Genomic DNA, 26,784 nt, shown 5'->3' with positions numbered 1-26,784 from the left:
GAGTGCGGCTCTGGCACCACTTTCACCGTCAAGCCCTTGAGTAGCCCCGGCTTTGTCCTTGGATCAAGCGAGCGTGGAACATGGCGGAGAACGCGGTCGCGGGACGTGCCAGGGCATCTCGACTGTGGAAACGTTCTTCAAAGCCATCAAGTCAGAACTGATCCGGTCCGCCGCCTGGCGATCCCGTCAGCAGGCCGAAACCGCCGTCGCCAGATGCATCGACGGGCTCCATATTCCCGTGAGTGACATGCATCGCGCGGCTTCCAGTGCCTGATCATCTTCGAGCGAAAGGCCCGGGAAGCGAGCTGGACGCTCTCCATGAAAGCCGGCCAAGTCCAACTTACGGACGGGGGGGACAATCCGGGTGGCGGCCACAGCCCATCCGGCGGAAGCGCAAGGCGGCGTCTGCCCAACCTTGCCGTTCCGATGCCGATCCAGTATCGGTCATGGCTCCGGGGGTGCCGAATGTCCGAACAGTCTACCGAGGCCTCAACGTCGACGGCCACCGAACATGGCGCCAAGGGTAGTCTTGCAGTTCTGGTCCTCGGCTGTATCGGGGTTGTCTACGGCGATATCGGTACCAGCCCGCTATATGCGATGCGGGAATCAATTCGGACCGCCAGTGCGAACGGCCTGATGCGGCACGAGGTGCTGGGGATTGTCTCGCTGCTCCTTTGGACGCTGACCCTGATCGTCACCGTCAAGTATGTGGTTCTGGTCATGCGGGCCGACAACCATGGCGAGGGCGGCACGCTGTCGCTGGTCGCGTTGATCCAGCAATCGCTGTCCACGCGGCCGACCTGGCTGATCGGGATCGGCATGGTCGGCATTTCTCTGTTCTTCGGCGACGCGATGATCACCCCGGCGATGTCGGTCCTGTCCGCAGTCGAAGGCATGGTGCTGGTCGCCCCGGGCTTTGAGTCCTTCGTCGTACCCGTTACCCTGACCATCATCCTGGTCCTGTTCTTCGTGCAGCGCTTCGGTACGGCGGTCGTCTCGGTCCTGTTCGGGCCGATCATGCTGGTCTGGTTCTTCACCATCGGCATCCTGGGGCTGCGCCATATCGGAGACGACTGGGCGATCTTTGCGGCGGTGAACCCCTATCACGGTATCCTCTTCCTGATCGAGAACGGCCGGTCCTCGCTTGTCGTGATGGGTTCGGTCTTCCTGGCCGTTACCGGGGGCGAGGCGCTTTATGCCGACATGGGCCATTTCGGCCGCCGCCCGATACGCATCGCATGGGGCGCCCTGGTCTTTCCATCCCTGACACTTTGCTACCTGGGCCAAGGCGCGCTGGTTCTCGCGCATCCCGACGCCGCCGACAACCCCTTCTTCCGTTTGGCACCCGACTGGCTTCTGTTGCCGCTGGTCATTCTGGCCACCTGTGCGACGGTGATCGCGAGCCAGGCGGTGATTTCCGGGGCTTTCTCGATGGTCAAGCAGGCGGTGCGGATGGGCCTTCTGCCAAGGATGGAGATCCTGCACACCTCGGAAAGCCAGGTCGGGCAGATCTATCTGCCCAAGGTCAACACGATCCTGGCGGCGGGCGTGGTCTTCCTGGTCCTGCAGTTCCAGTCCTCGTCCAACCTCGCCTCGGCCTACGGCATAGCGGTGACGGGCGACATGGTGATCACCTCGATCCTCGCGACAGTGCTGTTCCGGCGGGTCTGGGGCTGGTCGCCCTTGCTGACCAATGTGGTGATCGGCCCCTTGCTGGCGATCGAGGTGATGTTCCTGATCGCCAACGCGACGAAGATCATCGACGGCGGCTATGTGCCGATCCTGATCGCCTCGGGCCTTTGCCTGATGATGTGGACCTGGTTGCGTGGCTCGGCCCATGTGTTGTCGCAGGCTCGTCGGGATGCGGTCAGCATCGACACGCTCATGATGACGGTCCAGAAATCGAAACGGCTGAAGGAGGTCTCTGGCACCGCCGTCTTCCTGACCGCCGATCCCGAGGTCGCTCCAGCCGCGCTTCTGCACAATCTCAAGCACAATCAGGTTCTGCATGCGCAAAACCTTATCGTCGGTGTGAACATGGCGAACACCCCCTATGTCGAGGAAGAAGACCGCGTAGAGGTCACGCCGATCAACGAACGCTTCACCCGGATCAACCTGGTCTTCGGCTACATGGAGGAAACCAATGTGCCAAAGGCCCTGGCTCTGGCCCGGCGTATGGGGGTCAAGTACGATATCATGTCGACCTCGTTCTTCCTGAACCGCCGGTCGTTCAAACCGGGGCGCAAACAGGGCCTGCCGGTCTGGCAGGAGAAGATCTTCCTGTCGATGACGCGTAGTGCTGCCGATGCAACGAGCTTCTATCGGCTGCCGGTCAACCGCGTGATCGAGCTTGGGCAGCAGATGGTCATCTGATCGCCACCCTGCCGGGAATGGGACAGGTTCTTCCGGAAAGAGATCCAAAGGGGACTTCCGCCCGTTGCGATGGATGATGGTCGGCAACACCCGTCCGGCGGTTCCGCCATCGTCCGGACTTCACCGTGGGGATGCCGACGGGCGCAGGAAGAGAAATCCGGCTGAACCCTAGGATTGGCCAGCGAAGATGGCCTTCAGGCGTTCCAGGTCCAATGCCCGGCAGATCATCCCTTCGGGCTTGACGGTCGGCACGTCTTCTCCGGCCACGATGGCATTGACGACCGCTTCTTCAATTGACTGCACAGCGGCCAGATACAGATCGTCCAGAAGCTCGACGTTCAGCTCTTGCCGGGATGTGATTGCTTCGGCGAATTGCGGCATCGGGCCGGGGTTTGCTGTGGAGAATGCCAGGAATATGTCGCCGGAATTGTTGCCTCCGGGGGTACCGCCGCGGCCTATTCCGATCGCGGCCCTTTTGGCAACCTGGCGCAGCGCAAGGCCCGACAACGGGGCGTCCGTCGCCATGATCACAATGATCGAGCCCATCTCTCCAGAGTAGAAGGCACCTTCCGGCACCAGCTTTCCGACCGGCTTGCCCAGAATGGTCAGCCATGAACGGATGCCGTGATTGGCCTGCACAAGTGCTGCCACCGTATAGTCCTTGCTGCCAAGTTCGATGCGGCGCGAGGCGGTACCCGTGCCTCCCTTGAACTCGTAGGCGATCATGCCGTTTCCACCCCCGGTCGAGCCCTCGGCGACCGGGCCGGTGCTTCGGGCCTGAAGTGCGGCAATAGCGTGGTCGGGCTGGACATGTAGCGCATTGATGTCGTTCAGCACACCGTCATAGGTTTCGGCCACTACGGGCATCGCCCAGGCGTGGTGCTCCCGGAAATAGTCGGCATAATGCCCGATCATCCAGCGCGTCGCCCCGGTGTGCGCGGCACCCACGCCATGCGTATTGGTAATTAGGATCGGCCCCAGGAAATACCCTGCATCGTTGATCCAGTGCGTGCCGGTCATCTCGCCATTGCCGTTCAGGGCGTATTGACCTGCCCAGACAGGCTGCGGATCGGTTCCCGGGCGCGGCAGGATGGCCGTGACCCCGGTGCGCATCTTGCGCGAGGGATCGGTCAGCGTGCAGAATCCGACCGCCACGCCAGCCACGTCGGTGATCGCGTTCAGAGGCCCAGGCGCGCCAAGGAACGGCAGGCCCAGATCACGAGCCCGGGGCCGGATGGGATTACTTGTCATGTCAGTCGGTCTTTCTGCTGCGAAGCCACAGGCCAAGGGCCGCGATCACCACCGAGGCGAGGATAATCAGCGTGGCGATGGCGTTGATCTCGGGCTTCACCCCGCGGCGAATCATGCCGAAGATGAAGACCGGAAGCGTGGTGTCCCCGGTACCCGAGACGAAATAGGTGATCACGAGGTCGTCCATCGAGATGACGAAGGCCAGAAGCGCCCCGCCGAGGATGCCGGGGGCCAGCTGCGGCAGAAGCACTTTGCGCAACGTCACCCATTCCGAGGCGCCGAGATCGGCCGAGGCTTCCTCGAGCGCCGGGTCGATGCCGGCGATGCGGGCCTGGACGATGATGAAGACGTAGGAGGCGAGGAAGGTGCAGTGCCCGATGATGATGGTCAGCATCGAGAGGTTCATGCCTATGGTGACGAAGAAGATCAGAAGCCCGATCCCCAGCACGATGTCGGGCATCATCATCGGCAGCATCAGGAAGCCATTGTAGACCCCGCGCAGCCGGAACCGGTAGCGGGCCAGCGCGATGGCCGTGGCCGTGCCCAGCACGGTGGAGATTGTGGTCGTGATTACCGCAACCGTCAGCGAGGTGCGCAGCGCGGCCAGCATCTGGCCCGTGCTTTCGACATAGGCCGCGCGGTTCGACACGTCGGTCGTCCGGTCCGCCAGGCCCAGAAGCCCGGCATACCAGTCGAAGGTGAAATGCTCCCAGATCATCATGTTGACCGGGTTCGAGTTGAACGAATAGCCGATGATCACGAAGAGGGGTGCGTAGATAAAGGCGAAGAACGCCAGCGAGAACGCCGTCAGTGCGGCCCATCCAACCGGGTTACGCATGGCCGCCCGCCTTTCTGGCCCGCGTGACCGAGATCAGGAGTACGGTCAGGACGACGGCCATGATGATCATCGACAGGGCCGAGCCGAAGGGCCAGTTGCGGGCCGAGAGGAATTGCTGTTCGACCAGGTTGCCGATCATCAGCCCCTTCGCGCCGCCCAGGACATCGGGCACGACGAAGTTGCCGACCGAGGGGATGAAGACGATGACCGCGCCCCCCATGATGCCCGGCAGAGTCTGGGGCAGGATGACCTTCAGGAAGGTCTGAACGCGGTTCGCGCCGAGGTCGAGCGAGGCCTCGACCTGCGCGCGGTCAAGATTGTCAACCGCCGAGTAGAGCGGCAGGAACATGAAGGGCACCATGACATAGACCATGCCCAGTACCACCGCCGTGGGGGTGTAGAGGATTTCCAGCGGCTCCGAGATCACGCCAAGCGACAGAAGCGCGGTGTTGAAGAGCCCGGTGGGTTTCAGGATCAGAAGCCAGGCGTATAGCCGCACGATCAGACTGGAGAAGAAGGGCAGGGTGATCAGGAACATGAACACCAGCCGCCAGCGCTCCGACAGGCGGCTGACCCAGAAGGCGACCGGGTAGCACAGGATCAGCGTCAGCACGACCGTCAGCGCGGCAAAGGACAGCGAGCGCCAGAGGATTTGCAGGTAGATCGGCTCGAAGATCTCGTTGATACCGTCCGCCCAGCCGAAGATGCGACCGTAGTTCCAGTGGTAGAAGGTCCACTCGACCCCGCCGTAGAGCCCGGGGGAGAGGAACGAGTAGAGCGCGATGATGAGAAGCGGAAGCAGGAAGAAGAAGCCGAGGAAGAGCGTGACCGGGGCCAGGAGCACGCCCAGGACGACGGATTGCCGCCTGATCGCCATCACGCGGCCTCCAGCACATGCACGCTGGTCGGGTCATGGGCCAGATGCACCGCTGCACCTTCGGCGGCACCCGCACCGTCCCGGGCGATCACGCGGATTTCCGGTCCGCCCGCCTTTGGCTGGACGAAGATGTAGAGGTCAGAGCCGAGATAGACCTCCCGTGTGACCTGTCCGGGAATCCCCGCAGTGCCAAGCGTGAAGTCCGCCGGACGCAGGATCGCGGTGACCTGCTCGCCGACCGATCGTCCCGTGGCCGGGAGCTGGAGTTCCACACCGTCCGCGGTGCGCCCCAGGGCAATGTTGCCCGCAACATGGTCCACCGTGACCGGGAACAGGTTGGTTTCGCCGATGAACTCCGCGACGAAGCGGTTCTTCGGATGCCGGTAGATGTCGCGGGGCGAGCCGATCTGCTCGATTCTTCCGGCGCGCATCACCACGATCCGGTCGGACATGGTCAGCGCTTCCTCCTGATCGTGCGTCACGAAGATGAAGGCGATGCCAAGCGAATGTTGCAGCGTCTTCAACTCCAGCTGCATCTGCTGGCGCAGGTTGCGGTCGAGCGCGGAGAGCGGTTCGTCCAGCAGCAGAAGCCGGGGTTTGGCGATGATCGCGCGGGCCAGCGCCACCCGTTGCCGTTGCCCACCCGACAGCTGGCCGGGCCGCCGCCCGCCCATGCCCGCGAGGCCGACCTTTTCCAGTGCTTCCGCGACCTGTGCGTCACGGGATGCCTTCCCGACCCCCGCCACTTCCAATGCGTAGCCCACGTTCCGTGCGACGGTCATGTGGCCGAACAAGGCATAGCTCTGGAACACCGTGTTCACCGGGCGGCGGAAGGGCGGCAGGGCGGTCAGGTCCATCCCGTCCAGTCGCATCGTGCCGTTGTCCAGCACCTCGAATCCCGAGATCGCCCGCAGAAGCGTGGTCTTGCCGCAGCCCGAGGGGCCAAGGAGCGTGACGAATTCGTTCGCGCCGACCGTCAGGTCGACCCCGTCGAGGGCGGCCAGACGGCCCCCCTCGGGGGTGACGAATTCCCGTCGCGCCGCGCTGATTTCCAGAAGGGCTGCCATTTATTGTGCCGTGCGGATCGTGTTCCAGGCGCGGTCGTACAACTTGAGCGCGGCCCCGATGTCCTCGAAGATCTGCAACCGGGTCATCGTGTCGGCGCCCACGTTGATATTGGCGTTCGACTTGATGATATCGGGCGTCAGTTCATTGGCAGGAATGTTCGGGGTCCCGTTGAACTGTTGCGCGACGTTCAGCGCGGCGATTTCCGGCTTCAGGTAGAACTCCAGGAACTTCTTCGCGTTTTCCTTGTTTGGCGCGCTGGCCAGCACGCAGATGTTTTCCTGATACATCGTGCCGCCCTCGGCCGGGATGATGTACTTGATGTTCGGCATTTCGGTGAAGAAGACGTTGCCACCGACGAAGAAATGCCCGGCCGCGATGTCGCCGGAGGTCAGCATCGGCGGCACTTCGTAGGTGAAGGCGTTGACCGCCGCCTTGTGGGCCAGCACATAATCGGCCGCCGCCTGCACTTCCGCCGGATCGGTGCTGTTGACCGAGGTACCATTCATGATGTGACCGATGGCCAGCACCTCGCGCATGTCGTCCAGAAGCGTGATCTTCGCCCCGGTCTTTTCCGGGATCGCGAAGAAATCCGCCCAGCCGGTGATCGGGCCGGTGATGTCCTCGTTGTAGAAGATGCCGACGGTGCCCCAGGCGTAGGGCAGGCAGTATTCGCTGTTCGGGTCTTCCTTGGCCCGGAAGAAGGCCGGGTCGATGTTCTTGAAATCGGGAGCCGTGTTGATGCCGGTCTTTTCGAGCAGGCCCAGCTTGATCATGATGTCGTTCATGTGGACCGAGGGGAAGACGATGTCGTATCCGGTCGCCCCGGCCTGGATCTTCGCCAGCATCTCCTCGTTCGAGGAATAGGTGTCCAGCGTCACCGTGATGCCGGTTTCCTCGGTGAACTTAGTCAGCACCTCGGGGTTGATGTAGTCGCCCCAGTTGTACAGCGAAAGCGTGCCTTCGGCCTGTGCCAGACCGGCCGACAGGGCGAGCGCGGAGGCCAATGCAAGTGTCTTCATGATCTTCTCCCGGTTGGTGCCCCAAGATCGTTTGCCGGTGGTCAAAAGACTTGGCGGAGCCGACTCGGGCATGTTATGTTTATGACAGAACGCTACCATTCGTAACTTTTGTTGTAAATACTGCCATGAATGAGATCCTGCCCTCTGCTGAAGAATCGCCGCTTGCTGCAAGGTTGCGCAGCGTTGCCGGTGGCCTGACCAAATCCGAGGCGATCATCGCCCAGTGGCTGATCCTGAATGAGTCGACGCTTGGGCTTGAGACAGGGGCCTCGATCGCGGCGAGAACCGGGGTTAGCGAGATCACCGTCAGCCGGTTCCTGAAACGCGCTGGCTACAAGGGGTTGCAAGGGCTGAAGGAAGACCTGCAGGCGGCGCTGGTGCATGCGCATGTCTCACCCTCCGACCGCTATTTCCGCCTGCTTGATGGCGAGATCGGTGCGATTCTGAAGCGTGATGCCGATGCCGTACTGGCGCTGGCGCATGAGGTGGAGAAGCCTGCATGGTCGCAGGCCATCGACGCCATAGCGGCAGCGGACGAGGTTTTCGTCACCGGCTTCCAGACCATTCGCGGCATCGCCGAGGATTTCGCCCGGCGACTATCCATCGTGCGGGGATCGGTCCGCTTCCTGTCCCCACATGACAGTGGGCTGGTGGAGTGGATCCCCTCGTTCCGCCGGGCCGACGAAAAGCGGTGCCTGGTCATGATCGACATGGCCCCCTATGCCCACGAAGCCCTGCCCATCGTCCAAACCGCGCGCAGACTTGGCTTGCAGGTCGTGGTGGTGACGGATGAACTGAACACCTGGGCCGGATCGGAAACGCCGATGGTCTTCCACGTGGCCACCAAGGTCGATGCCTTTCTGGAAAGCACAGGGCCGATGACCACGCTGATGAACGTGATTATCCACGAGGTCGCCGGTCGTGCGCCGGAAAAGGCGAGAAAGCGGATCAAGGATTGGCCGCCAATCATGCGGGGACTGGGCCTCTACTAGATCAACGATTCGGGGCCCTTGGGCCGCAACCTGTTCGCAGTGTGGTGCGGGACGACAGAGAACGCGTTTCTCTTTCTGGCCCAGCCTTTGGAACATTCAAACACGACTGACCTGATAGATATTAATCATCGCAGATTCGCCATTCCGGAAGGACATGTGATGACCAAGACACTGATTGTCCCCGGGCTCGATGGCTCTCCGGCGCCGCACTGGCAGCACTGGTGGGCGGCGACCGACCCGCGTGCCCTGATGGTCGATCTGTCCGACCTTTCGCGCCCTGTTCCCGCAGTCTGGGAAACCGAGCTTGCCTCGATGGTCCTGCATCATCCGGATTCGATTCTCGTGGGCCATTCCCTGGGTTCCGTTCTGATTGCCCGCCTGTTGAAAAAGTGGCCGCAACTGAAGGTGCGCGCCGCGCTGCTTGTCGCACCGGCAGAAACCTCGGGCAGCGACAGGATCGGCCATTTCGGGCCGATACCGGAAGGCCCTCTCGGAGTTCCAGCCACCGTCATTGCCAGCCGCAACGATCCCTGGATGCGGGCTCAGCGCGCGGCCAGCCTGGCGCGATCCTGGAATGCCAGCCTGGTGGACATGGGCTTTGCCGGACACATCAACGTTGCATCGGGTTTCGGTCCCTGGGAGGATGGCAAACGGTACCGGGACGAACTTTTGTGCAGAAGCGCACCGCGACATGGCGCCAAGATCAGCACGGCGAGGATTCCGGCATGAGCCGCCTGTTCCGCAATCCTGGCGCAGGCCGAACCGGCTATGCCTCCCTGGCACTCTTCGCGGCGATCTACCTTGCAGCGATGGCCTTGGTCCTTGCTCCGGGCCTGCGATCCGGCGACCAGCTTGTCGACGCTGCGCGCGCGACTTTGGCACCATGACGGGGACTGCTCCCCGGATCGGAGGGTGAAAATGATCGACGGACGGTTCGACCAGCATTTCCTGGAGATCTTTGCCCAATCGCCCGCCCGGCGGGCCGACGACGCCCATGTTTCGCGCGTGCTTGCAGTGTCGATTATCCTGGTCGCTGCCATTCTTGCCGGTTGGCTCGGCCTGAAGCCGGGGCCGGACGCAATCATTCGCGCGGATCAATGGAACGCCGCGAACAGCGATACCGGCTCCCGACCGTAGCCCACGGCTGACCGGCAGGCAGCAGGCGGCCCGGCTATTGCACAGGACCGCTTCAGCCGCCCAGAGAGGAACAGGGCTGCATGTCGCGCCTTGCAGGGTCAGCGATTGCGGGTGTCGACCGGGTAGGCGGTGGTGTACTTCATCCGCTCCATCGCGAAGTGCGAGGTCACGTTCTTGATCGGCACCGCATCCGTCAGGCGCTTGTAGAGCGTATCGTAGGCCGACATGTCGGACACCGCGACGCGGAGAAGATAGTCCAGTTCGCCTGCCATCCGGTACACTTCCATGATCTCGGGGATGGTTTCGACCGCTTTCGCGAAGGATCCGCGCCAGTCGGAAGAATGGTCCGGGGCCTCGATCCCGACGAAGACGGTAAGCCCGAAGCCAAGCTTTTCCGGGTCAGCCAGAGCCACCCGGCCGGCAAGGACTCCGGTCGCCTCCAGCTTCTGGATGCGTTTCCAGCACGGGGTCTGCGAAAGGCCCGCCTTGTCGGCGATCTGGGCGATGGGCATGGTCGCATCGCGCATCAATTCGGCGACGATCTTGCGGTCGATCAGGTCCAGCTCGGTCATGTCGTCGGCCTTTCGCAGGGTCTTTACGCAAGCATGGCGTAAAAGAAGTAAAAGTCTATAGGTTTGATCGTGTATATGCTTTCACCTTGTTTTCTTGGCCTTTCCTCGGTGTTTTTCCGACACAGAAGCAGAGAAGCGCGCCAGAATCGCCAATCGCGACGTTGATTCTCGACATTGCCGGGCGTAGCGTCGCACCATGATCACGCAGAAGATGAAATATGCCCTCAAGGCGCTTCTGGCCCTGGCGGACGAGGCGGCGAGGCCCGACCCGCAGGCGCTGACGATCGAACAGATCGCCAAGCGCTCCGGCACCCCGAAGCGGTTCCTGGAACATATCCTGCTCGAGGTGCGCAACGCCGGAGTGATCGCCTCGATCCGCGGGCGGTCGGGGGGCTACAGCCTGATCAAGCGACCGTCCGACATCTCGATCTCGGAACTTCTGCGGACGATCGACGGGCCAATCGCACCGTTGCCCTGCCTGTCGCGTCGGGCCTACCAGCGCTGCGAGGATTGCACCGACGAAGCGACCTGCCGCATCCGGAAGGTCTTTGCCGAGGTGTTCTGGTCCTACCTCCTGATCATCGACTCGCTGACGCTGGAAGACATGCTGCGGTCTGGCGCGGTCGCCGATCAGGTTCTTGGCGCGGCCGAGTAGTCGCAACTCACTGAATTCCCCCGACTCCCGCTCAACTCACGGCTGAGTCGCCGGAGCGCTGGCGTAGAATTCCATTCTCTAATCACGACAAAATTCAGCGAGTATTTTCCTTTGCAATACTCGACTACTCCTGTCGTTATTAATGGCACCGGGCAGATGCCCACCCATAGCGAAGGACAAGGATGATGACTGCAGCCGTATCCCCCCGCACTGTCTACGGACAGGCCGGGCTGGCGCTGACCGCCATGCCCCGGACCCCTCGCGCCACCTGTGCCGTCCGGCTGATCGACCGCCGTACCGGCCTGACCCACCGGGTCAATGGCAGCCCGCTGGTGATCTTCACCCGCAATCCCGCCGAAGCCGTCGCGGACCTCCTTGAAGGCCGCGACGCCTCGGTCTGGGAAGCCCGCGTCGAACCGATCGGAGAGCCGTCGTGACCCAGTTTCACCTGCCGCAGACCGTTCTGGGCCTGATGCCCTACCGCCCCTTTCCGACCAAGGAGAAGACCATGCTCGCCACCATCACCCTCGCCGGCACCGTGAGTGCGCAAGGCCCCGTTGCCGAACGCCATGACGACGGCCGCGTCACCATTGCCGACGGATTGCGTCGCCTGACCGGCTGGCCCATCGGCCGCCTCAAGGGCCTAGTCGCCGCCGCCGCCATCGCCACGCTGGGCCTTGGTGCGGCCCCGGCGCCGGTTGCTGCCGAAAGCCTCCTCAACGTCAGCTACGACCCGACCCGCGAGCTGTATCGCGACCTGAACGAGGCTTTCATTGCCTGGTGGACTGCCCAGGGCAACGAGGCGCCGACCATCGAGCAGTCGCATGGCGGCTCGGGTAGCCAGGCCCGCGCGGTGATCGAAGGGCTCGACGCCCAGGTCGTGACCCTTGCTCTTGCCGCCGACATCGACAAGATCGCCAAGGAGGGCAAGCTGCCGGAAGACTGGCAGTCGAAGCTGCCGCACAACTCCTCGCCCTACACCTCGACCATCGTCTTCCTCGTTCGTGAGGGCAACCCCAAGGGCATCAAGGACTGGGGCGACCTGACCAAGGAAGGAGTGGAAGTGATCACGCCGAACCCGAAGACGAGCGGAGGCGCGCGCTGGAACTACCTTGCCGCCTGGGCCTGGGCCGAAAAGAACGGCCAGGACCCGCAGGCCTTCGTCAAGTCGCTGTTCGAGCATGTCCCGGTTCTGGACAAAGGGGCGCGCGACAGCACGACCACCTTCGCCCAGCGTGGCATCGGTGATGTGCTTCTGGCTTGGGAGAACGAAGCCTATCTGGCCCTGAACGAGCTTGGCGACGACCAGTTCGACATCGTCGTGCCCTCGGTTTCGGTCCTGGCCGAACCGCCCGTGGCGCTGGTCGAGGCCAACATCAAGACCGACGATCAGCGCAAGCTGGCCGAGGCCTACCTGAACTTCCTCTATACCCCGGAAGCCCAGGCGATCATCTTCAAGGACTACTACCGCGGCTGGGATACCTCGAAAGCCGCGCCTGAAGACGTCGCCCGCTTCCCGCAGCTGGAACTGCGCGACATCGCCTCGTTCGGTGGCTGGAAGGACGTGCAGGCCAAGCACTTCGCCGACGGCGGCGTCTTCGACCAGATCTACGTCGGGCAGTAACCGTTCCTCCTGACCCAACGGGTCGGCATCCCGGTGCCGGCCCGCCTTGCATGGGAAAACCAATGGGCAGACCCCTCATCCACCGATCTCCGATCCCCGGTCTCGGGATCAGTGCCGGGATCACGATCACCCTCCTCTCTCTGGTGGTCCTCCTGCCCATCGGCGCCCTTCTTATGAAGGGTGCCTTTGCCGGCCCGGAACGGCTGTGGATCGAGGTGAACACCCCCCGCATCTGGGCCTCGCTCTGGCTTTCGTTCCGGCTGTCGTTCCTTGCCGCGCTATTCAACCTCGTCTTCGGCGTGGCACTTGCCTGGGTGCTGGCCCGCTATCGCTTCCCGGGCCGCCGCCTGATCGACGCCGCCGTCGACCTGCCCTTCGCCCTGCCCACCGCCGTTGCCGGTATCGCGCTGACTGCTCTCTACGCCCCGAACGGCGCCTTCGGCGCGCTGGCAAAGGACCTCGGTTTCAAGATCGCCTATACCCCCTCTGGCATCTTCATCGCCTTGGTCTTCGTGGGCCTTCCCTTCGTCGTCCGCACCGTCCAGCCGGTGATCGACGAGATCGAGCGCGAGGTCGAGGAAGCCTCAGCCACCCTCGGCGCCTCCCGTGTGCACACGATCCGCCGGGTGATCCTGCCGATGCTTTCGCCCGCAGCGCTGACGGGTTTCGCGCTGTCGCTCGCGCGCGCCGTGGGTGAGTACGGCAGCGTCATCTTCATCGCAGGCAACCTGCCGATGAAGACGGAAATCGCCCCCCTCCTGATCGTCATCAAGCTGGAAGAGTTCAACTACGAAGGAGCGACCGCCATCGGCATCGCCATGCTGGTCATCTCCTTCGCGCTTCTCCTTCTCATCAACGCGATCCAGGTCTGGAGCCGCCGGAGAATTGGTTATGTCTGACGCCCCCGCCACCTGGCGCCCCGCAACCGAGGAAACGCCAGTCGTCCGCCGCCTGCTGATCGGCGGCGTCCTCGTCGTGTTGGCGCTGCTCCTCTTCGCGCCCCTCGTCACCGTCTTCTACGAGGCCCTGCGCGAGGGGTGGTGGAAGGCCGCCTCCTCGCTGGCCGACCCCGAGGGCATCTCGGCCATCCGCCTGACCCTGACGGTCGCCGCCATCGCCGTGCCCTTGAACGCGATCTTCGGCGTCGCCGCCGCCTGGTTCATCACCAAGTACGATTTCCGTGGGAAAGCCCTGCTCCTCACCCTTATCGACCTGCCCTTCTCCGTCTCCCCCGTGGTCGTCGGCCTCTGCGTCGTCCTGACCTTCGGGGCGAACAGCTGGATCGGCGGGATGATGGTCGACGCGGGCTACCCGATCGTCTTCGCCCTTCCAGGTATCGTCCTCGCATCGATGATCGTGACCTTCCCCTTCGTCGCGCGCGAGCTGATCCCGGTCATGATCGAACAGGGCCGGGCCGAGGAAGAGGCGGCCCTGACACTCGGAGCCAGTGGCTGGCGCACGTTCTTCACGGTGACGCTGCCGAACATCCGCTGGGCGCTGCTCTACGGCATACTTCTTTGCAACGCCCGCGCGATGGGGGAATTCGGTGCCGTCGCTGTCGTCTCGGGCAAGATCCGCGGCCAGACTGCGACCATGCCGATCACCATAGAGATGCTCTACAACGAGTACCTTTCCGTTGCGGCCTTCACCCTCGCCGCCGTCCTGGCCTTCCTCGGGTTCCTTACTTTGGGCCTGAAAACCTTTCTCGAAATCCGGCACGCCGACGCGCTTGCCGCCACCCGCCGCCACTAGGGGGACCTGCCATGCACATCGAAATCGACGAAATCTCCAAGCAGTTTGGCATCACCGCCGCCCTGCACCCCGTCTCCCTCGCAATCCCCTCCGGCGCGCTCGTGGCCCTCCTCGGTCCGTCCGGCTCGGGCAAGACCACGCTTCTGCGCATTCTCGGGGGCCTTGAATACCCGACATCTGGCCGTGTTCTCTTCGATGGGCAGGATGCCACCGGCCTTTCCGTGCAGGATCGCCGCGCCGGGTTTGTCTTTCAGTCTTACGCGCTTTTTCGCCACATGACGGTCTTCGAGAACATCGCCTACGGCCTGGACGCCCGACCCCGCGCCTCACGTCCGCCACGCGCGGAGATTTCGCGCCGCGTGACCAAACTGCTCGACCTGATCCAGTTGCCAGACATTGGCTCCCGCTATCCAAGCCAGCTCTCCGGCGGTCAGCGCCAGCGCGTCGCCCTCGCGCGTGCACTTGCCATCGAACCCCGGATGCTGCTGCTTGACGAACCCTTCGGAGCCCTTGACGCCAAGGTCCGCAAGGAGCTTCGCCAGGGCTTGCGCGACATTCATGACGAGACCGGGCTTACAACGGTCTTCGTGACCCATGATCAGGACGAAGCGATGGAACTGGCAGATCTGGTGGTCGTTATGTCAATGGGACGGATCGAACAGATCGGCAAGCCGCAAGATATCCGTGCAAAGCCGGCGTCTCAATTCGTCCGGGAATTCATCAGCGTCTGAGGCCCCAGGCTCTCAGGCATTCTCCGCGGATTGCCAAGCCGCAGGATCTTCCGTTCCAGCCCGATGTAGAAGCGCGCAACGCCGATGCCCACGAAGATCGACAAGGTCAGTTCCAGCCACGGGTGCGGCTTGCCGAACGATTTCTCCACCAATGAAATGATCTGGAAGTGGCTGAGATATACGAACATCGAAGCGCCCGCGATCTCGGCAATAACCACCTTTGCCGGCGCGGGTACGACGATCGAGCGCACGAAAAGCACGATGGCGGATCCGCCGATCACATAGAAGGCCGCCGAGGTGAGTTGCCAGACCAGCAGCGAGCAGACGATCGCAAGCGCAAAGGCGAACAAACGGGTCTTCAGGTCCTTGGCCGAAGCCATGATTATGCCGAGCGCGAAGCACCAGCCGTAATGCCACGGCGTCCGATGATAGTTGTAATCGCCGTTCCAAATCGATTCCACGGTCCGGTCGATTGCGACGACGACCAGGAAGAGGACGACGGCACTCAGTATCGGACGCTGCCGGAAGGCCTCTCGCACTCGTTCAAAGGAGAACAGAATGGCCGAAAGCACAAGCAACTGCAGGTAGAACTCGACGAAGTAGAATGTGTAGCCACGGATGGCGCTGGGATCCTGGTAGTTGGACACCAGAAGCAGCGAAGGCAACTCGAAGTTCCGGGTCACCATCTCCAGCAAGGCATCCATGAGGATCGTCGGGACAGCCACGAAGCGGATTGTGCCCCACAACGTCCGGACACTTCCCGAGCGGATGATCTCGGGCAGCTGGAAGCGGGCGACGGAATAGCCCGCCAGCATCATCAGGAAATAGGCTGCACACCAGTTGGCGCTATAGACAAAGGCATTCGTATGCAGGGCGATGATGCAGATCATGAAGAACGCCCGCGTCAGCGTGACCGACTCCAGCCGGCGCCAGGTTGACTTGTCCGTGACCTGGACCTGCTGCTGAAGCTCCGCGACCGTCAGTTTTTCCCACTGGTCAGGCAACTGGCCGAAGTGGCTTTCGAAAGCCAGCGAGAACTGGATGTAGTGCAGTGAGTCGCCGCCCAGTGTTTCGAACGTATCGTGGTCGCCAACGTCCTGGCCCGGAAATTCGAACTGGAACAGCGACTTCACGTCCTCGATCTCGTCCTCGCTCCGGGGTGGCGGCTGCGGGTCAGTGACTTTCCGCAGTGCGAACTGCTCGGCCAGCACCCGGCGCTGGACCTTTCCGGTACCTGTTACCGGAAGGCTGTCTAGCGCGAGTACATGCAGCGAGCTGCCAGCCGAAATGCCCATCTCCTGCAGCGCTTCGGTCGCGGCGGCCTTCACCTGCGCGACCGCATCGGCCTCGCCGACCAGTGCGACCAGCACCCCGTCACCGCGCTGGGCGTCCGGGACCTTGGCAACCGCAATCTGCATTCCCGATCGGACGCGCGACCGGATGCGTTCCTCCAGCTGGTCCGGCACAACCTTCTGGCCGCCGCAATTGATCAGGTCGTCGGCGCGGCCATCGAAGAACAGGAAGCCGTCCTGCAGACGACCAAGATCGTTCGTCTGCAACCAGCCATCGGCATCGGTCAGATCGTGCAGTCCCTCTCCATCCACGCGGAATTTCGCCACCTGCGGGCCGCGAATGCGGATACGTCCATCCGGCGCCAGCTGGATTTCTCCATCGCCGACCGGTCGACCGACTGATTCCAGCACCGCGTCGGGGGCGTCGGAGATCTGCAGAAAGGTGCTGCGCGAGGCTTCGGTCAGCCCATAGTGCTGAACGATCAGCGCATTCGGAAAAATCTCGCGGATGCGGCGCTTCTCGTCTGCCGTCATGTGCTGCGAGCCGATTTCCATCCAGCGGAGCTTCTTGCCCGCCGGACCGATGATTGCCGGATCCGCGAGAAGAATGCGCAACAGGGTGGGCACCGCGGACAGGGCGTTGACCTCTCCCGCCGTCAGCATGCGGGCAAGTTCCAAGGGATCAAAGCCGCGTGGCGGCAGATAGGCCTTGCCACCCACCGCACTGACTGCGCGATACCGCGCCATTCCGAAGCTGAAGGTTGCCGGGACGCCGACATATTCGCGGACCTCGGCGGTCAGCTGCATCTGTTCGATGATCCGCTCGGTGGTGTAGCCGAGGTTGCGATAGCTCAGAAGGATACCCTTGGGCAGGCCCTCGGTGCCCGAGGTGTAACTGACCTGAGCCGGCAAATCATCCAGGACTACCGGGTGATGCGCCGTGAACCAGCCCGATTTCTCGCCCGGGTCGATGCAGCGGTCGATGGCGAGACCCGGCAAGTGGTCCACCTGCGCAGCACTGGACACCAGCACCAGTGGCCGACGCGCGGCATAAAGGGCGAAGACTTGTTCGACGAAGGTGATGGAGTTTCTGCGGACAACCGCAGTCGACTGAATCTTTTCAGTATTCATCACTGGGCCTGCAATGTCTTTTCCGCATGAAGTACTTGCTCTGGGCGTCTAACTTGGTTTGGTGACGAAATTTTGTCGCGAAAGCGGTCTTGTCTGGAAGTGGCATCCTGTCCAGTCAGGCTGCGCCTGCACCTTTTAATATGGTCCACTCTTTTGACCCCAGAAAATCTTTACCGGAGCCCTTGACCTTCCCATCATGGGAACCCCCATATGCAGATGGTCCCCGGCCAAGGAAGACTGGACCATGACCTTATCTCCAACGGAAACCACACTTTCGTTACCTATCGAGGGGATGACCTGCGCGTCCTGCACGGGTCGTGTCGAACGGGCCTTGAAAGCCGTTCCCGGGGTTTCATCCGCTGCCGTCAATCTGGCCACGGAAAGTGCTGAAATCAAAGGTATCGCACCCGCTGACGCACTGATCCGCGCGGTCGCTGCAGCGGGCTACGCAGTCCCGTTGCGCACGCAGGAATTGTCCATCGACGGTATGACCTGTGCCTCCTGCGTGGCCCGGGTGGAACGCGCCCTGAAGGCGGTGCCGGGAGTTTCCGTCGCCCATGTGAACCTCGCAACCGAAAGCGCGCGCGTCGAAGGGATGGTCGATGCCTCTGCCCTCGTCGCTGCGATCAAGGGCGCGGGGTATGACGCGCGGGTTGCGGAGAGGGATGCCGAAACACCCGCCCATCGCCGCGAACGCGAGGCCGAAGGGCTGACACGCGATCTGGTCCTGGCGGCTCTGTTGACCCTGCCGGTCTTCGTGCTGGAGATGGGTGGCCACATGAGCCCGTCTTTCCACCACTGGGTGATGATGACCATCGGGCAGGGGACGAGCTGGCTGATCCAGTTCGCTCTGACGACGCTGGTGCTGGCGGGGCCGGGGCGCCGGTTCTTCGTCAAGGGCATCCCGGCGCTGGTGAAGGGTGCGCCGGACATGTCGTCGCTGGTGGCCGTCGGTTCTGGCGCAGCCTGGGTCTATTCGACGCTGGCGACCTTCCTGCCCGGGCTGCTGCCTCCCGGTTCTGTCGCGGTCTATTTTGAGGCGGCGGCGATGATCGTGACGCTGATCCTGCTCGGGCGGCTCTTGGAGGCGCGGGCAAAGGGTCGGTCCTCGCGCGCCATCGAGCGGCTGGTGGGGCTGCAACCGGCCCTGGCGCATCTGCGGCGCGAGGGGCAGGTGCGGGATGTGTCGGTGGCCGAGCTGCGCCCCGGCGATCTTCTGGAGTTGCGGCCGGGGGAACGGGTGCCGGTGGATGGGCGGGTGGCGGAAGGAACGAGCTGGATCGATGAGTCGATGGTGACAGGTGAACCTCTGCCGGTGGAAAAGCATGCGGACGACCGGGTGATCGGCGGCACGGTGAACCAGACCGGGGCGCTGGTGATGGAGGCGGTGGCGGTCGGCGCCGACACGATGCTGTCGCGGATCATCCGCATGGTCGAGGCTGCGCAGGGCGGCAAGCTGCCGATCCAGGCGCTGGTTGACAAGGTGACGCTGTGGTTCGTCCCGGCGGTGATGGCTGTCGCGGCGCTGACCTTCCTGGCCTGGCTGGTCTTTGGGTCTGCACCGGCGCTGCCGATGGCGCTGGTCAACGGGGTGGCCGTCCTGATCATCGCCTGCCCCTGCGCAATGGGGCTAGCGACGCCGGTTTCGATCCTTGTGGGCACGGGGAGGGGGGCAGAACTGGGCGTCCTGTTCCGCAAGGGCGAGGCGTTGCAGGCGCTGCAAGGCGTGCAGGTCGTGGCCTTCGACAAGACCGGGACGCTGACTGAGGGCAAGCCGGTGCTGACCACTTTCCAGCCCGCAAGGGGGGAGACGAAGGATGCGCTGCTGCCGGTCCTCGCTGCGGTCGAGGCGCAGTCGGAGCATCCCGTGGCGCGGGCCATCGTTGCAGCGGCGGAGGGGATGGCCTTGCCTGCCGTCGAGGGGTTCCTTGCCAAGCCGGGTCACGGCGTCTCGGCGCGGGTCGGCGGGTCGGAAATCGCGCTGGGGTCCGCGCACGAGATGGGCAAGCGGGGCGTGGACATCGTGGCCTTCATTGCCGAGGCCGAGCGGCTGGCTGACCGGGGCGAAAGCCCGATCTATGCCGCGCGGGACGGCATGGCAGTGGCGCTGCTGGCGGTGGCGGATACGGTGAAACCGACCACGCCGCAAGCGATTGCGGCGCTGAAGGCGCTGGGGCTGAGGCTAGCCATGATCTCGGGCGACAATGCCCGCACGGCGCGGGCCATCGCGCGCGACCTTGGCATCGACGAGGTGGTGGCCGAGGTCACGCCCGAGGGCAAGGTCGAGGCGCTGCACAAGCTGAAGGCGCAAGGCGCGCTGGCCTTCGCGGGCGACGGGATCAACGACGCGCCCGCTCTGGCCGAGGCGGATGTCGGCATCGCCATGGGCACCGGCACCGATATCGCCATCGAGGCGGCGGATGTGGTGCTGGTCTCGGGCCGCCTGCCCGCACTGGCCGACGCCATCGGCCTGTCCCGCGCGACGATGCGGAACATCCGGCAGAACCTGTTCTGGGCCTTCGCCTACAACGCCGCCTTGATCCCGGTCGCCGCTGGTGTGCTGTATCCGGCCTTCGGCATCCTGCTGTCCCCGGTGCTGGCGGCGGGCGCGATGGCGATGTCCTCGGTCTTCGTCCTCACCAACGCCCTGCGGCTGAAACGCTATGGAGCCCGCGCATGATGAACATCGGCGAAGCCGCCCGTGCCTCGGGTGTGTCGGCGAAGATGATCCGCTACTACGAGGAGACCGGACTGATCCCGCCCGCCGGGCGCACGGGGTCGGGCTACCGCACCTATGGGCCGAAGGAAGTGCAGGTCCTGCGCTTCGTCCGCCGGGCCCGCGACCTCGGCTTTCCGATGGAAAAGGTCGGCGACCTCTTGGCGCTGTGGCGCGACCGGGAGCGGGCGAGTGCCGACGTGAAACGGCTTGCCGAAGGGCAGATCGAAGCGCTGGAAACCCGCATCCGCGAGATGATGGAGATGAAGGCGGCGCTGGAGCATCTGGTCCATGCCTGCGCCGGAGACGCCCGTCCGGACTGCCCGATTCTCGACGATCTTGGGGGAAGGGTTGCGGCAAATCATTGCAGCACAACGAAAAACTGACTGCCAACGGAAAATCGTTGACAGACGGCCTCACTCCGAAAAACTATACTGATCAGTAAAGCAATTTGCCGATGGGGCGAATCGTCGCACCGGCAATGCACTGGGGTCAGGAGGGGGTTGATGTTGCAGGAACGGATCGAGGGGAAATGGCTTGCCGCCTTCCGCCGGGTCTTGGCGCTGAACGGGATCGGCAAGGGCACGAAGATCGCGATCATCAGCGAAACCCAGTCGCGGCCCGTTCTGGTGCATCTGTGCGAGCTCGCGGGGTATGACCTCGGGGCGGAAAGCTTCCACATCCAGATGCCGACGCCCGCGCAGTCGGCCCCGGTCCCGGTGAAGTCCACCGGCACCAGCTGGGCCATCGCCGGAAACCGCGCGGTGGTCGAGGCGCTGAAGCTGGTCGAGGTGATCGTGGACTGCACGGTCGAGGGGCTGATCCATGCCCCCGAATGGCCCGAGATCGAGGATGCCGGGCGCACCCGCCTGCTAGTCATCACCAACGAACACCCGGAAATCCTTGAGCGGACCGAGCCGAAGGCCGAGGACGACGTGAAGTTGCAGATCGGCATCCAGATGCTGCGCGAGGCGGCGGAGATGCGGGTGACATCGGCCATCGGCACCGACCTGACGGTTGACCTGCGCGGCGCGCCCTGCGGCGGCACGGCGGGTTTCGGTACCAAGCCGGGCGCGGTGGCGCACTGGCCGGCCGGGCTGTGCCTGGCCTTCCCCGGCAAGGACGCGGTGAACGGCCGCGTGGTGATGGACGTGGGCGACATGAACCTGACGTTCAAGACCTTCCTGACCAGCCGCATCGACTTTACCATTGAGAACGACTTCGTCACCGCGATCAAAGGCGACGGCATCGACGCGCTGCACCTGCGCGAATACATGGAAGCCTGGAACGACCGCAACGCCTATGGGCTCAGCCATGTCGGCTGGGGCATGAACCACGGCGCGAAATGGGTTTCCGCCGCCATGTACGACAAGCGCGACATGCAGGCGGTGGAGTTCCGGGCCATTGCCGGGAGCTTCCTGTGGTCCACCGGGGCCAACCAGTATGCCGGGCGCTACACGCTCGGCCATTTCGACCTTCCGATGCGCAACTGCACCATCGCCCTCGACGGGCGCGTCGTCGTCAAGGACGGCGTTCTGCAAGGAGAGCTTGCCTGATGACCGACCAGTCCCCGATCCCCGCCGTCCTGCCGATGAGCGCGCCTGCGGATTACTATGACATGAGCGGCGTCCGCCCCGAGGTCGCCGCCGCCATGGCGAAGATCAACGAGCTTGGCCCGGTCTTTGCCGCCCGCGCCAAGGGGGTGGACGACGATGCCTCGTTCCCGGTTGAGAATTACAAGGACCTCGCCGACAACGGCTTTCTGGGTCTGTCGATCCCGCAGGAATTCGGCGGCTGGGGCTTCTCCATGGGCGAATACGCCATGGTGGGCGCCGAGATCGCCAAGTATTGCGGGGCGACGGCGCTCACGTTCAATATGCACAACTCCTCGATGGCCTGGTCGCGGTTCATGTATGACATGCCGAACCTGTCGGCCGAGGAAAAGGCGGCCTTTGCCCCCTTGCGGGCCAAGCAGTTCACCCGGGCGATGACCGAACGCGCTATCTATTCACAGCCGATCTCGGAGGGAGGGCAGAACTGGACCTCGAAGCCGAACCAGACCCAGGCCCGCCCGGTGGAGGGCGGCTGGAAGATCACCGGCTTCAAGAAATTCGCCTCGCTGGCGGGATACTGCGACTATTACACCATCGTCTGCACCGAGGTATTCGAGGGCCAGGAACCCCGGCACGAGGACACGATGCTGTTCGTCGTCCACAAGGATGCACCGGGCCTGACGGTGAAGGGCGACTGGGACCCGCTGGGAATGCGGGGCACGAACAGCCGCGACCTGATCCTGAAAGACGTTTTCGTCACCGAGGAGGACCTGCTGATGCCGAAGGGCATCTTCGGCAAGACGCTGCCGAACTGGCCGCATATGATGGCCACTCTCAGCCCCACCTACATGGGCGTGGCGCAGGGGGCCTATGACTTTACGCTGGCCTATTTGCAGGGACGGGTCCCGGGCCAGCCGCCGATCGACCGGCGGATGTATGCGACCAAGCGGGTGGCAGTGTCGAAGATGTATGCCCGGCTGGCGAACATGCGGGCGCTCTGGTGGCAGGCGTTTTCCGAGGCCAAAGGGATGCCGTCGAAGGGCGAGGTGATGCGGATGTATGCCGCGCAATACAACGTGATGGAAGGCGTGCAGGAGATCACCGCCTTGGCGATCCGCACCTGCGGCGGGCAGTCGATGCTGAAGTCGCTGCCGCTGGAACGCATGTACCGCGACAGTCGCTGCGGGGCGCTGATGCTGCCCTATACCTCCGAGATCATGGAGGACTATATCGGCGTCCTCGCGCTTTACGAGATGAACGAGCTGGACCATGCCCCCGGCGACGAGGGCGGGGCGAGGAACTCGCTCTGGCGCGGGGACTCGGGCGCCCTGCGGATGCTGCGCTGATGGGGCGTGAGGTGGTGCAGGTCCGGGGCCTTGTGCCGCTTGCACCCGAGGTGGTGTGGTCAGTCGTCCGCGACTTCTGCGGCGCCTGGCATCCGTGGATCGCGACGATGACCGAGGAGCGGGGGCCGCAAGGTGCCCGCATCCGGACCTTCACCGTCGCGGGCGAGGATACCGTCTACCGCGAACAGCAGACCTATCTCTCGGACAGCGACCGGGTGCTTGGCTACACGCATCTTGAGGGCATCCGCGATTGCGAGGCCTATGATGCCCGCATCACCGTGTCGTCGGCCGAGGTGGGCGGGTCGGTGGTCAACTGGACCGCAACCGTTCGCGCCCCTGCCACGCGGCTGACCGGGATTTGCGACGGGACGAAGGCCGTGTTCGAGGCCGGGATCGCGGCTTTGGCGTCAGCGACCGCGAGGAACGTGCAGCCTGCGGAAAAGACTACTCCCGCGCCGGTCGAGACGCTGATCTTCGACGACTTGCCCCGGCTTGCCTTGACCGTCACCGAAGGCCGCCAACCCCAATCCCCTGGCACCCTCTGCCTCTTCCTGCACGGTATCGGCGGCGGGCGCTCCAATTGGCTGCCGCAGCTGCAAGCCGCAGGTTCAACCATGCAGGCCGCCGCTCTTGACCTGCGAGGCTATGGCGACAGCACGCTCGGGCCCCGGCAATCCACGGTCGATGACTATTGCGCCGATATCCTGCGCGTCGCCGAAAGGCTCGGGGCGAAACGGCTGGTACTGGTCGGCCTCTCCTACGGGTCTTGGATCGCCACCTCCTTCGCCATGCGCCACCCCGAGATGCTGGCGGGCCTCGTCCTCTCCGGCGGTTGCACCGGCATGTCCGAAGCGGGCCCCGACGAACGGGAGGCCTTCCGCGTCAGCCGTGAAGTGCCGATGGACGCAGGCCAGGTTCCTGCCGACTTTGCGCCTGCGGTGGTCAAGGTCCTGGCCGGGCCGGATGCCTCGCACGAAACCCGGCAACAGCTCTTCGACAGCATGGCCGCGATCCCCGCCGCCACCTACCGCGACGCCCTGAGCTGTTTCACCAACCCGCTGGAACGCTTCGACTTCGCCAAGCTCACCATGCCCGTCCTGATGATGACCGGCGAACATGACCGCCTCGCGCCCCCCGCCGAGATCCGCGCCGTCGCGGGCCGTATCTGGGACGCCGCCCCCCGACCCGACGTCCGCTTCGAGGTCATCCCCGGCGCGGGTCATGTCTGCAACGTCGAGAAGCCAGAGGCCTACAACCGCCACCTTCTCAGCTTCCTGCGCAGGCTGCCGTGAACGACCTTCCCCGCCGCCAGCAGAACCGGCTGAACCGCGAGCGCCAGATCCTCGACGCGGCGCTGACGGTCTTTGCGGCATCCGGCTATTCCGGCGCGTCGATGGACGCCGTCGCCGCCGAGGCCGGGGTGACGAAGCCCACGCTCTATTCCTACTTCCCGTCGAAGGAATCGCTCTTCCAGGCGATGATGCTTGGCAAACGCGACCTGATGCTCGATGTCTTCGAGCATCCCTCGGCGTCGGGGATGGTCGCCGATCTTCTGACCTTCGCCTGGGCCTATGCCGACACCGTCATGCGTCCGGATCTGCTATCGCTCGCCCGCCTGATCATCGGCGAGGTCGGCCGCTTCCCCGAGATCGGCCGGGCCTACCAGGCCAGCGGACCCGACCACCTCTTGCGCGGGATCATGCGCTACCTGGAAACCCAGCGCGACGCGGGGCGGCTGGCCTTCGACGAGGCCGAGCTTGCCGCGCAGGATCTCTGGGGCCTGATCCTCTCCGCCCCCCGGACGCAGGCGCTGTACATGCCCGACGCGGTGCCCGACCGCGAGACGCTGACCCGCTACATCGCCAACGGCCTCAAGGTGTTCCTCAAGGCCTATTCAACCACCCCCGCGCAGGACCTGGAGCAACTGGCCGCGCTATTGACCCTCCCAACAGGTGACAGATGACCATGATTGACGACTTCCTCGCCGATCCCGCCAGCCGTTTCGCCACGGTGGCGATGGCCGATACCAACGGCCTTTTGCGCGGGCAGATGGTCTCGGCCGCGTCCCTGAAAGGGATTGCGAAAAACGGCATGGGCATGGCCCCGGCGCAACTGGCGCTTGACCCGACCGATGTCCACCTGAACCTGCCCGGCGTGAACGACGACGCGGGCGATTTCCACGACGATCCCCTGCGCATTGATCCTACCAGCGCCCGGCGCCTGCCCTGGTCGAAGCCCGGCCATGACCTCTTGGTCCTGTCGAACTTCACCGGCGCCTCTGCCGAGCTTTGCCCGCGCTCGATCCTGACCCGTGTCCTGGCCCGCGCCGCCGAGGCGGGCTTCTTTCCGAAATACGGGATGGAGCTGGAGTACACCCTTTTCGACGAAACCCCGGAAAGCGCTCGGGCCAAGGGGTATCGTAATCTCCAGACCGCGACACCGCATGCCAGCCATGACCTGATCATCTACCAGGCCCTGCAGACGGAATGGTACGAGGCGCTTTCCGCCATCTGCGAGCCGCTGCGGATCGATCTGGCCAAGATGCATGAAGAGATCGGCGGCGGCTTCATGGAATGCTGCATCGCCGCTGGTGGGGGACTTGAGCCCGCCGACCAGCTGGTGCTCTTGAAGAATTTCCTGCGCGCCCTTGCCCTGCGGCAGGGCAGGTCCGTCACCTTCATGCCCCGCTGGAACGAACAGGCCGACAGCCAGTCGATCCACCTGCACATCAGCCTGAAGGACAAGGCGGGCAAGCCGCTGTTCTGGGACGAGGCACAGAAGAACGGCGTCAGCCAGACCTTCCGCCATTTTCTCGGCGGGTTGCAGGCGTATATCGGCGACATGACCCTGATCTTCCAGCCGACGGTGAACAGCTATCGCCGCTTTGCGCCGGGCACCTTCGCGCCCCCCGGCCTGACCTGGGGCTACGAGAACCGCACCACCTGCTTCCGGCTGGTGGGCCATGATGCGGGGTCCTTGCGGGTGGAAAACCGGCTGCCGGGGGCCGATACAAACCCCTACCTGACCACCGCTGCCACCCTCGCCGCAGGGATCGCGGGGATCCTTAACAAGATCGAGCCGGAGCCGGAAGTCGTCGGGTCGGGCTATTCCCAGGAACCCGCCCGCGACTTCGCCCGCTCCATGCCCGAGGCGATCAGCCGCCTGCGCGGGTCGGACTTTGCGCGCGACTGGCTGGGCACGCGCTTTGTTGACGGTTTCACGGCGACGCGCGACTCTCAGCACGACGAATTCCGCCGCAAGGTGCCGGACGTCGAATTGCAACGCTTTTTTGATCTTGGGTGACATGATGACCGCCGCCGATCTTCGCACCGCCTTCATGGAAGGGATGAGCCGCGCGGCCACCTTCGTCGCCGTCGCCACCACCGATGGCGAGGGCGGGCGCGCGGGGGTCACGGTCTCCTCGCTGACTTCGGTCTCGGCGGATGGCGAGCAACCCTCGCTGCTGCTGTGCATCCACCACCAGTCGCCCGCCGCCGCCGCGATCCTGAAGAACCGTGCCTTCTGCGCCAATCTTCTGGCCGAGCACCAGCAGGAGGTTTCCAACCTCTTTGCCGGGCGCAGCGCTTCGGACCGCGCCGAACGCTTTGATCGCGTGGCCTGGGAAAAGGGCGACATCGGCCAGCCCGTCCTGTCCGGCGCGACGGCCGTCTTTGAATGCCGTCTCGCCACCGCGCTTCTGTGGGAAACCCATCACATCCTCGTCGGTCGCGTGGCCTCGGTGCGGCTCTCCGACAACCCGTCGGCGCTGCTATACGGGCAGCGGGCCTACAGAAGGGCTATACATCTCACCGGAGATAGTTAAACTGTTAAGTAATTTGCGGCGAGTCAACGACCGC

At 64.0% G+C, this 26,784-nt stretch carries 26 protein-coding genes; 19 read left to right on the top strand and 7 right to left on the bottom strand.

What is annotated here, in order from left to right; genetic code table 11:
* The first annotated feature begins 465 nt into the window (after positions 1-465).
* The gene (locus JNL31_RS09805) at positions 466-2,373 is read left to right on the top strand and encodes a potassium transporter Kup (protein WP_294972781.1); all 1,908 of its coding nucleotides are present in this window, start codon (positions 466-468) and stop codon (positions 2,371-2,373) included.
* Positions 2,374-2,541: 168 nt separating this feature from the next.
* Here the strand turns inward: JNL31_RS09805 and JNL31_RS09800 are convergent, their stop codons facing one another.
* From JNL31_RS09800 to JNL31_RS09780, 5 genes are read right to left on the bottom strand one after another with little or no spacing between them, the layout of a single operon-like run.
* Positions 2,542-3,624: a P1 family peptidase gene (locus JNL31_RS09800; protein ID WP_294972780.1), complete on the bottom strand. Its 1,083-nt coding sequence runs from the start codon at positions 3,622-3,624 to the stop codon at positions 2,542-2,544.
* A gap of 1 nt (position 3,625) precedes the next feature.
* Positions 3,626-4,462, bottom strand: a complete 837-nt coding sequence (locus JNL31_RS09795; protein ID WP_294972778.1) for an ABC transporter permease — start codon at positions 4,460-4,462, stop codon at positions 3,626-3,628.
* Positions 4,455-5,339 carry an ABC transporter permease gene (locus tag JNL31_RS09790; RefSeq protein ID WP_294972777.1) on the bottom strand — a complete coding sequence of 295 codons (885 nt, stop codon included), beginning with the start codon at positions 5,337-5,339 and terminating at the stop codon, positions 4,455-4,457. The genes JNL31_RS09795 and JNL31_RS09790 overlap by 8 nt, the downstream gene beginning before the upstream one ends.
* Complete coding sequence (locus tag JNL31_RS09785; protein WP_294972776.1) at positions 5,339-6,406, bottom strand: ABC transporter ATP-binding protein; 1,068 nt, start codon at positions 6,404-6,406, stop codon at positions 5,339-5,341. The genes JNL31_RS09790 and JNL31_RS09785 overlap by 1 nt, the downstream gene beginning before the upstream one ends.
* Positions 6,407-7,426, bottom strand: a complete 1,020-nt coding sequence (locus JNL31_RS09780; protein WP_294972775.1) for a spermidine/putrescine ABC transporter substrate-binding protein — start codon at positions 7,424-7,426, stop codon at positions 6,407-6,409.
* 125 nt (positions 7,427-7,551) lie between these two features.
* On the opposite strand from JNL31_RS09780, the gene JNL31_RS09775 reads away from it, so the two are divergent.
* The 4 genes from JNL31_RS09775 (at position 7,552) to JNL31_RS09760 (ending at position 9,555) form a co-directional block, all read left to right on the top strand.
* Positions 7,552-8,418, top strand: coding sequence for a MurR/RpiR family transcriptional regulator (locus tag JNL31_RS09775; RefSeq protein ID WP_294972774.1), 867 nt, complete (start codon positions 7,552-7,554; stop codon positions 8,416-8,418).
* Positions 8,419-8,577: 159 nt separating this feature from the next.
* The gene (locus JNL31_RS09770; RefSeq protein WP_294972772.1) at positions 8,578-9,147 is read left to right on the top strand and encodes an alpha/beta fold hydrolase; all 570 of its coding nucleotides are present in this window, start codon (positions 8,578-8,580) and stop codon (positions 9,145-9,147) included.
* The gene (locus JNL31_RS09765; RefSeq protein ID WP_294972771.1) at positions 9,144-9,305 is read left to right on the top strand and encodes a hypothetical protein; all 162 of its coding nucleotides are present in this window, start codon (positions 9,144-9,146) and stop codon (positions 9,303-9,305) included. The genes JNL31_RS09770 and JNL31_RS09765 overlap by 4 nt, the downstream gene beginning before the upstream one ends.
* A 31-nt stretch (positions 9,306-9,336) precedes the next feature.
* On the top strand, positions 9,337-9,555 hold the full coding sequence (locus JNL31_RS09760) for a hypothetical protein (protein ID WP_294972770.1): 219 nt from the start codon (positions 9,337-9,339) through the stop codon (positions 9,553-9,555).
* Positions 9,556-9,653: 98 nt separating this feature from the next.
* On the opposite strand, the gene JNL31_RS09755 is transcribed toward JNL31_RS09760, so the two are convergent.
* The gene (locus tag JNL31_RS09755; protein ID WP_294972769.1) at positions 9,654-10,127 is read right to left on the bottom strand and encodes an Lrp/AsnC family transcriptional regulator; all 474 of its coding nucleotides are present in this window, start codon (positions 10,125-10,127) and stop codon (positions 9,654-9,656) included.
* Positions 10,128-10,323: 196 nt separating this feature from the next.
* Between JNL31_RS09755 and JNL31_RS09750 the strand changes: the two genes are divergently transcribed.
* From JNL31_RS09750 to cysA, 6 genes are all read left to right on the top strand, one after another.
* On the top strand, positions 10,324-10,782 hold the full coding sequence (locus JNL31_RS09750; RefSeq protein WP_294972768.1) for an Rrf2 family transcriptional regulator: 459 nt from the start codon (positions 10,324-10,326) through the stop codon (positions 10,780-10,782).
* Between the two features lie 185 nt (positions 10,783-10,967).
* Entirely contained in the window at positions 10,968-11,219 is a 252-nt protein-coding gene (locus JNL31_RS09745) for a hypothetical protein (RefSeq protein ID WP_294972767.1), read from the top strand.
* Positions 11,220-11,290: 71 nt separating this feature from the next.
* The gene (locus JNL31_RS09740; protein WP_294972785.1) at positions 11,291-12,406 is read left to right on the top strand and encodes a sulfate ABC transporter substrate-binding protein; all 1,116 of its coding nucleotides are present in this window, start codon (positions 11,291-11,293) and stop codon (positions 12,404-12,406) included.
* Between the two features lie 62 nt (positions 12,407-12,468).
* Positions 12,469-13,305, top strand: a complete 837-nt coding sequence (cysT, locus tag JNL31_RS09735) for a sulfate ABC transporter permease subunit CysT (protein WP_294972766.1) — start codon at positions 12,469-12,471, stop codon at positions 13,303-13,305.
* Positions 13,298-14,158 carry a sulfate ABC transporter permease subunit CysW gene (gene cysW / locus JNL31_RS09730; protein ID WP_294972765.1) on the top strand — a complete coding sequence of 287 codons (861 nt, stop codon included), beginning with the start codon at positions 13,298-13,300 and terminating at the stop codon, positions 14,156-14,158. The genes cysT and cysW overlap by 8 nt, the downstream gene beginning before the upstream one ends.
* 11 nt (positions 14,159-14,169) lie before the next feature.
* Complete coding sequence (cysA, locus tag JNL31_RS09725; RefSeq protein ID WP_294972764.1) at positions 14,170-14,889, top strand: sulfate ABC transporter ATP-binding protein; 720 nt, start codon at positions 14,170-14,172, stop codon at positions 14,887-14,889.
* Here cysA and JNL31_RS09720 read toward each other — a convergent pair.
* Positions 14,859-17,312 carry an AMP-binding protein gene (locus JNL31_RS09720; RefSeq protein WP_294972762.1) on the bottom strand — a complete coding sequence of 818 codons (2,454 nt, stop codon included), beginning with the start codon at positions 17,310-17,312 and terminating at the stop codon, positions 14,859-14,861. The genes cysA and JNL31_RS09720 overlap by 31 nt on opposite strands.
* A gap of 244 nt (positions 17,313-17,556) precedes the next feature.
* Here JNL31_RS09720 and JNL31_RS09715 point away from each other — a divergent pair, with 244 nt between their 5' ends.
* The 8 genes from JNL31_RS09715 to JNL31_RS09680 all read left to right on the top strand — a co-directional run bounded on the left by JNL31_RS09715 (position 17,557) and on the right by JNL31_RS09680 (position 26,750).
* Positions 17,557-19,992, top strand: coding sequence for a heavy metal translocating P-type ATPase (locus JNL31_RS09715; protein ID WP_294972760.1), 2,436 nt, complete (start codon positions 17,557-17,559; stop codon positions 19,990-19,992).
* On the top strand, positions 19,992-20,414 hold the full coding sequence (gene cueR / locus JNL31_RS09710) for a Cu(I)-responsive transcriptional regulator (RefSeq protein WP_294972784.1): 423 nt from the start codon (positions 19,992-19,994) through the stop codon (positions 20,412-20,414). Before JNL31_RS09715 ends, cueR begins: the two co-directional genes overlap by 1 nt.
* A gap of 120 nt (positions 20,415-20,534) precedes the next feature.
* Positions 20,535-21,584 carry a peptidase M29 gene (locus JNL31_RS09705; protein WP_294972758.1) on the top strand — a complete coding sequence of 350 codons (1,050 nt, stop codon included), beginning with the start codon at positions 20,535-20,537 and terminating at the stop codon, positions 21,582-21,584.
* On the top strand, positions 21,584-22,927 hold the full coding sequence (locus tag JNL31_RS09700; RefSeq protein ID WP_294972757.1) for an acyl-CoA dehydrogenase family protein: 1,344 nt from the start codon (positions 21,584-21,586) through the stop codon (positions 22,925-22,927). The genes JNL31_RS09705 and JNL31_RS09700 overlap by 1 nt, the downstream gene beginning before the upstream one ends.
* Positions 22,927-24,219 (top strand): alpha/beta fold hydrolase, encoded by a 1,293-nt coding sequence (locus tag JNL31_RS09695; RefSeq protein ID WP_294972755.1) that lies wholly within the window; start codon positions 22,927-22,929, stop codon positions 24,217-24,219. Before JNL31_RS09700 ends, JNL31_RS09695 begins: the two co-directional genes overlap by 1 nt.
* Positions 24,216-24,890, top strand: a complete 675-nt coding sequence (locus tag JNL31_RS09690) for a TetR/AcrR family transcriptional regulator (RefSeq protein WP_294972754.1) — start codon at positions 24,216-24,218, stop codon at positions 24,888-24,890. The genes JNL31_RS09695 and JNL31_RS09690 overlap by 4 nt, the downstream gene beginning before the upstream one ends.
* Entirely contained in the window at positions 24,887-26,230 is a 1,344-nt protein-coding gene (locus tag JNL31_RS09685) for a glutamine synthetase family protein (protein WP_294972752.1), read from the top strand. The genes JNL31_RS09690 and JNL31_RS09685 overlap by 4 nt, the downstream gene beginning before the upstream one ends.
* Positions 26,231-26,234: 4 nt before the next feature.
* A complete protein-coding gene (locus tag JNL31_RS09680; protein WP_294972750.1) occupies positions 26,235-26,750 on the top strand; it encodes a flavin reductase family protein in 516 nt (171 codons plus the stop codon).
* Positions 26,751-26,784: the final 34 nt, after the last annotated feature.

Origin of the sequence: Tabrizicola sp. (genome assembly GCF_016792905.1) — a bacterium.
In the GTDB taxonomy this organism is placed as follows: domain Bacteria; phylum Pseudomonadota; class Alphaproteobacteria; order Rhodobacterales; family Rhodobacteraceae; genus Tabrizicola.
This window is presented reverse-complemented; position numbering and strand designations above follow the sequence as displayed.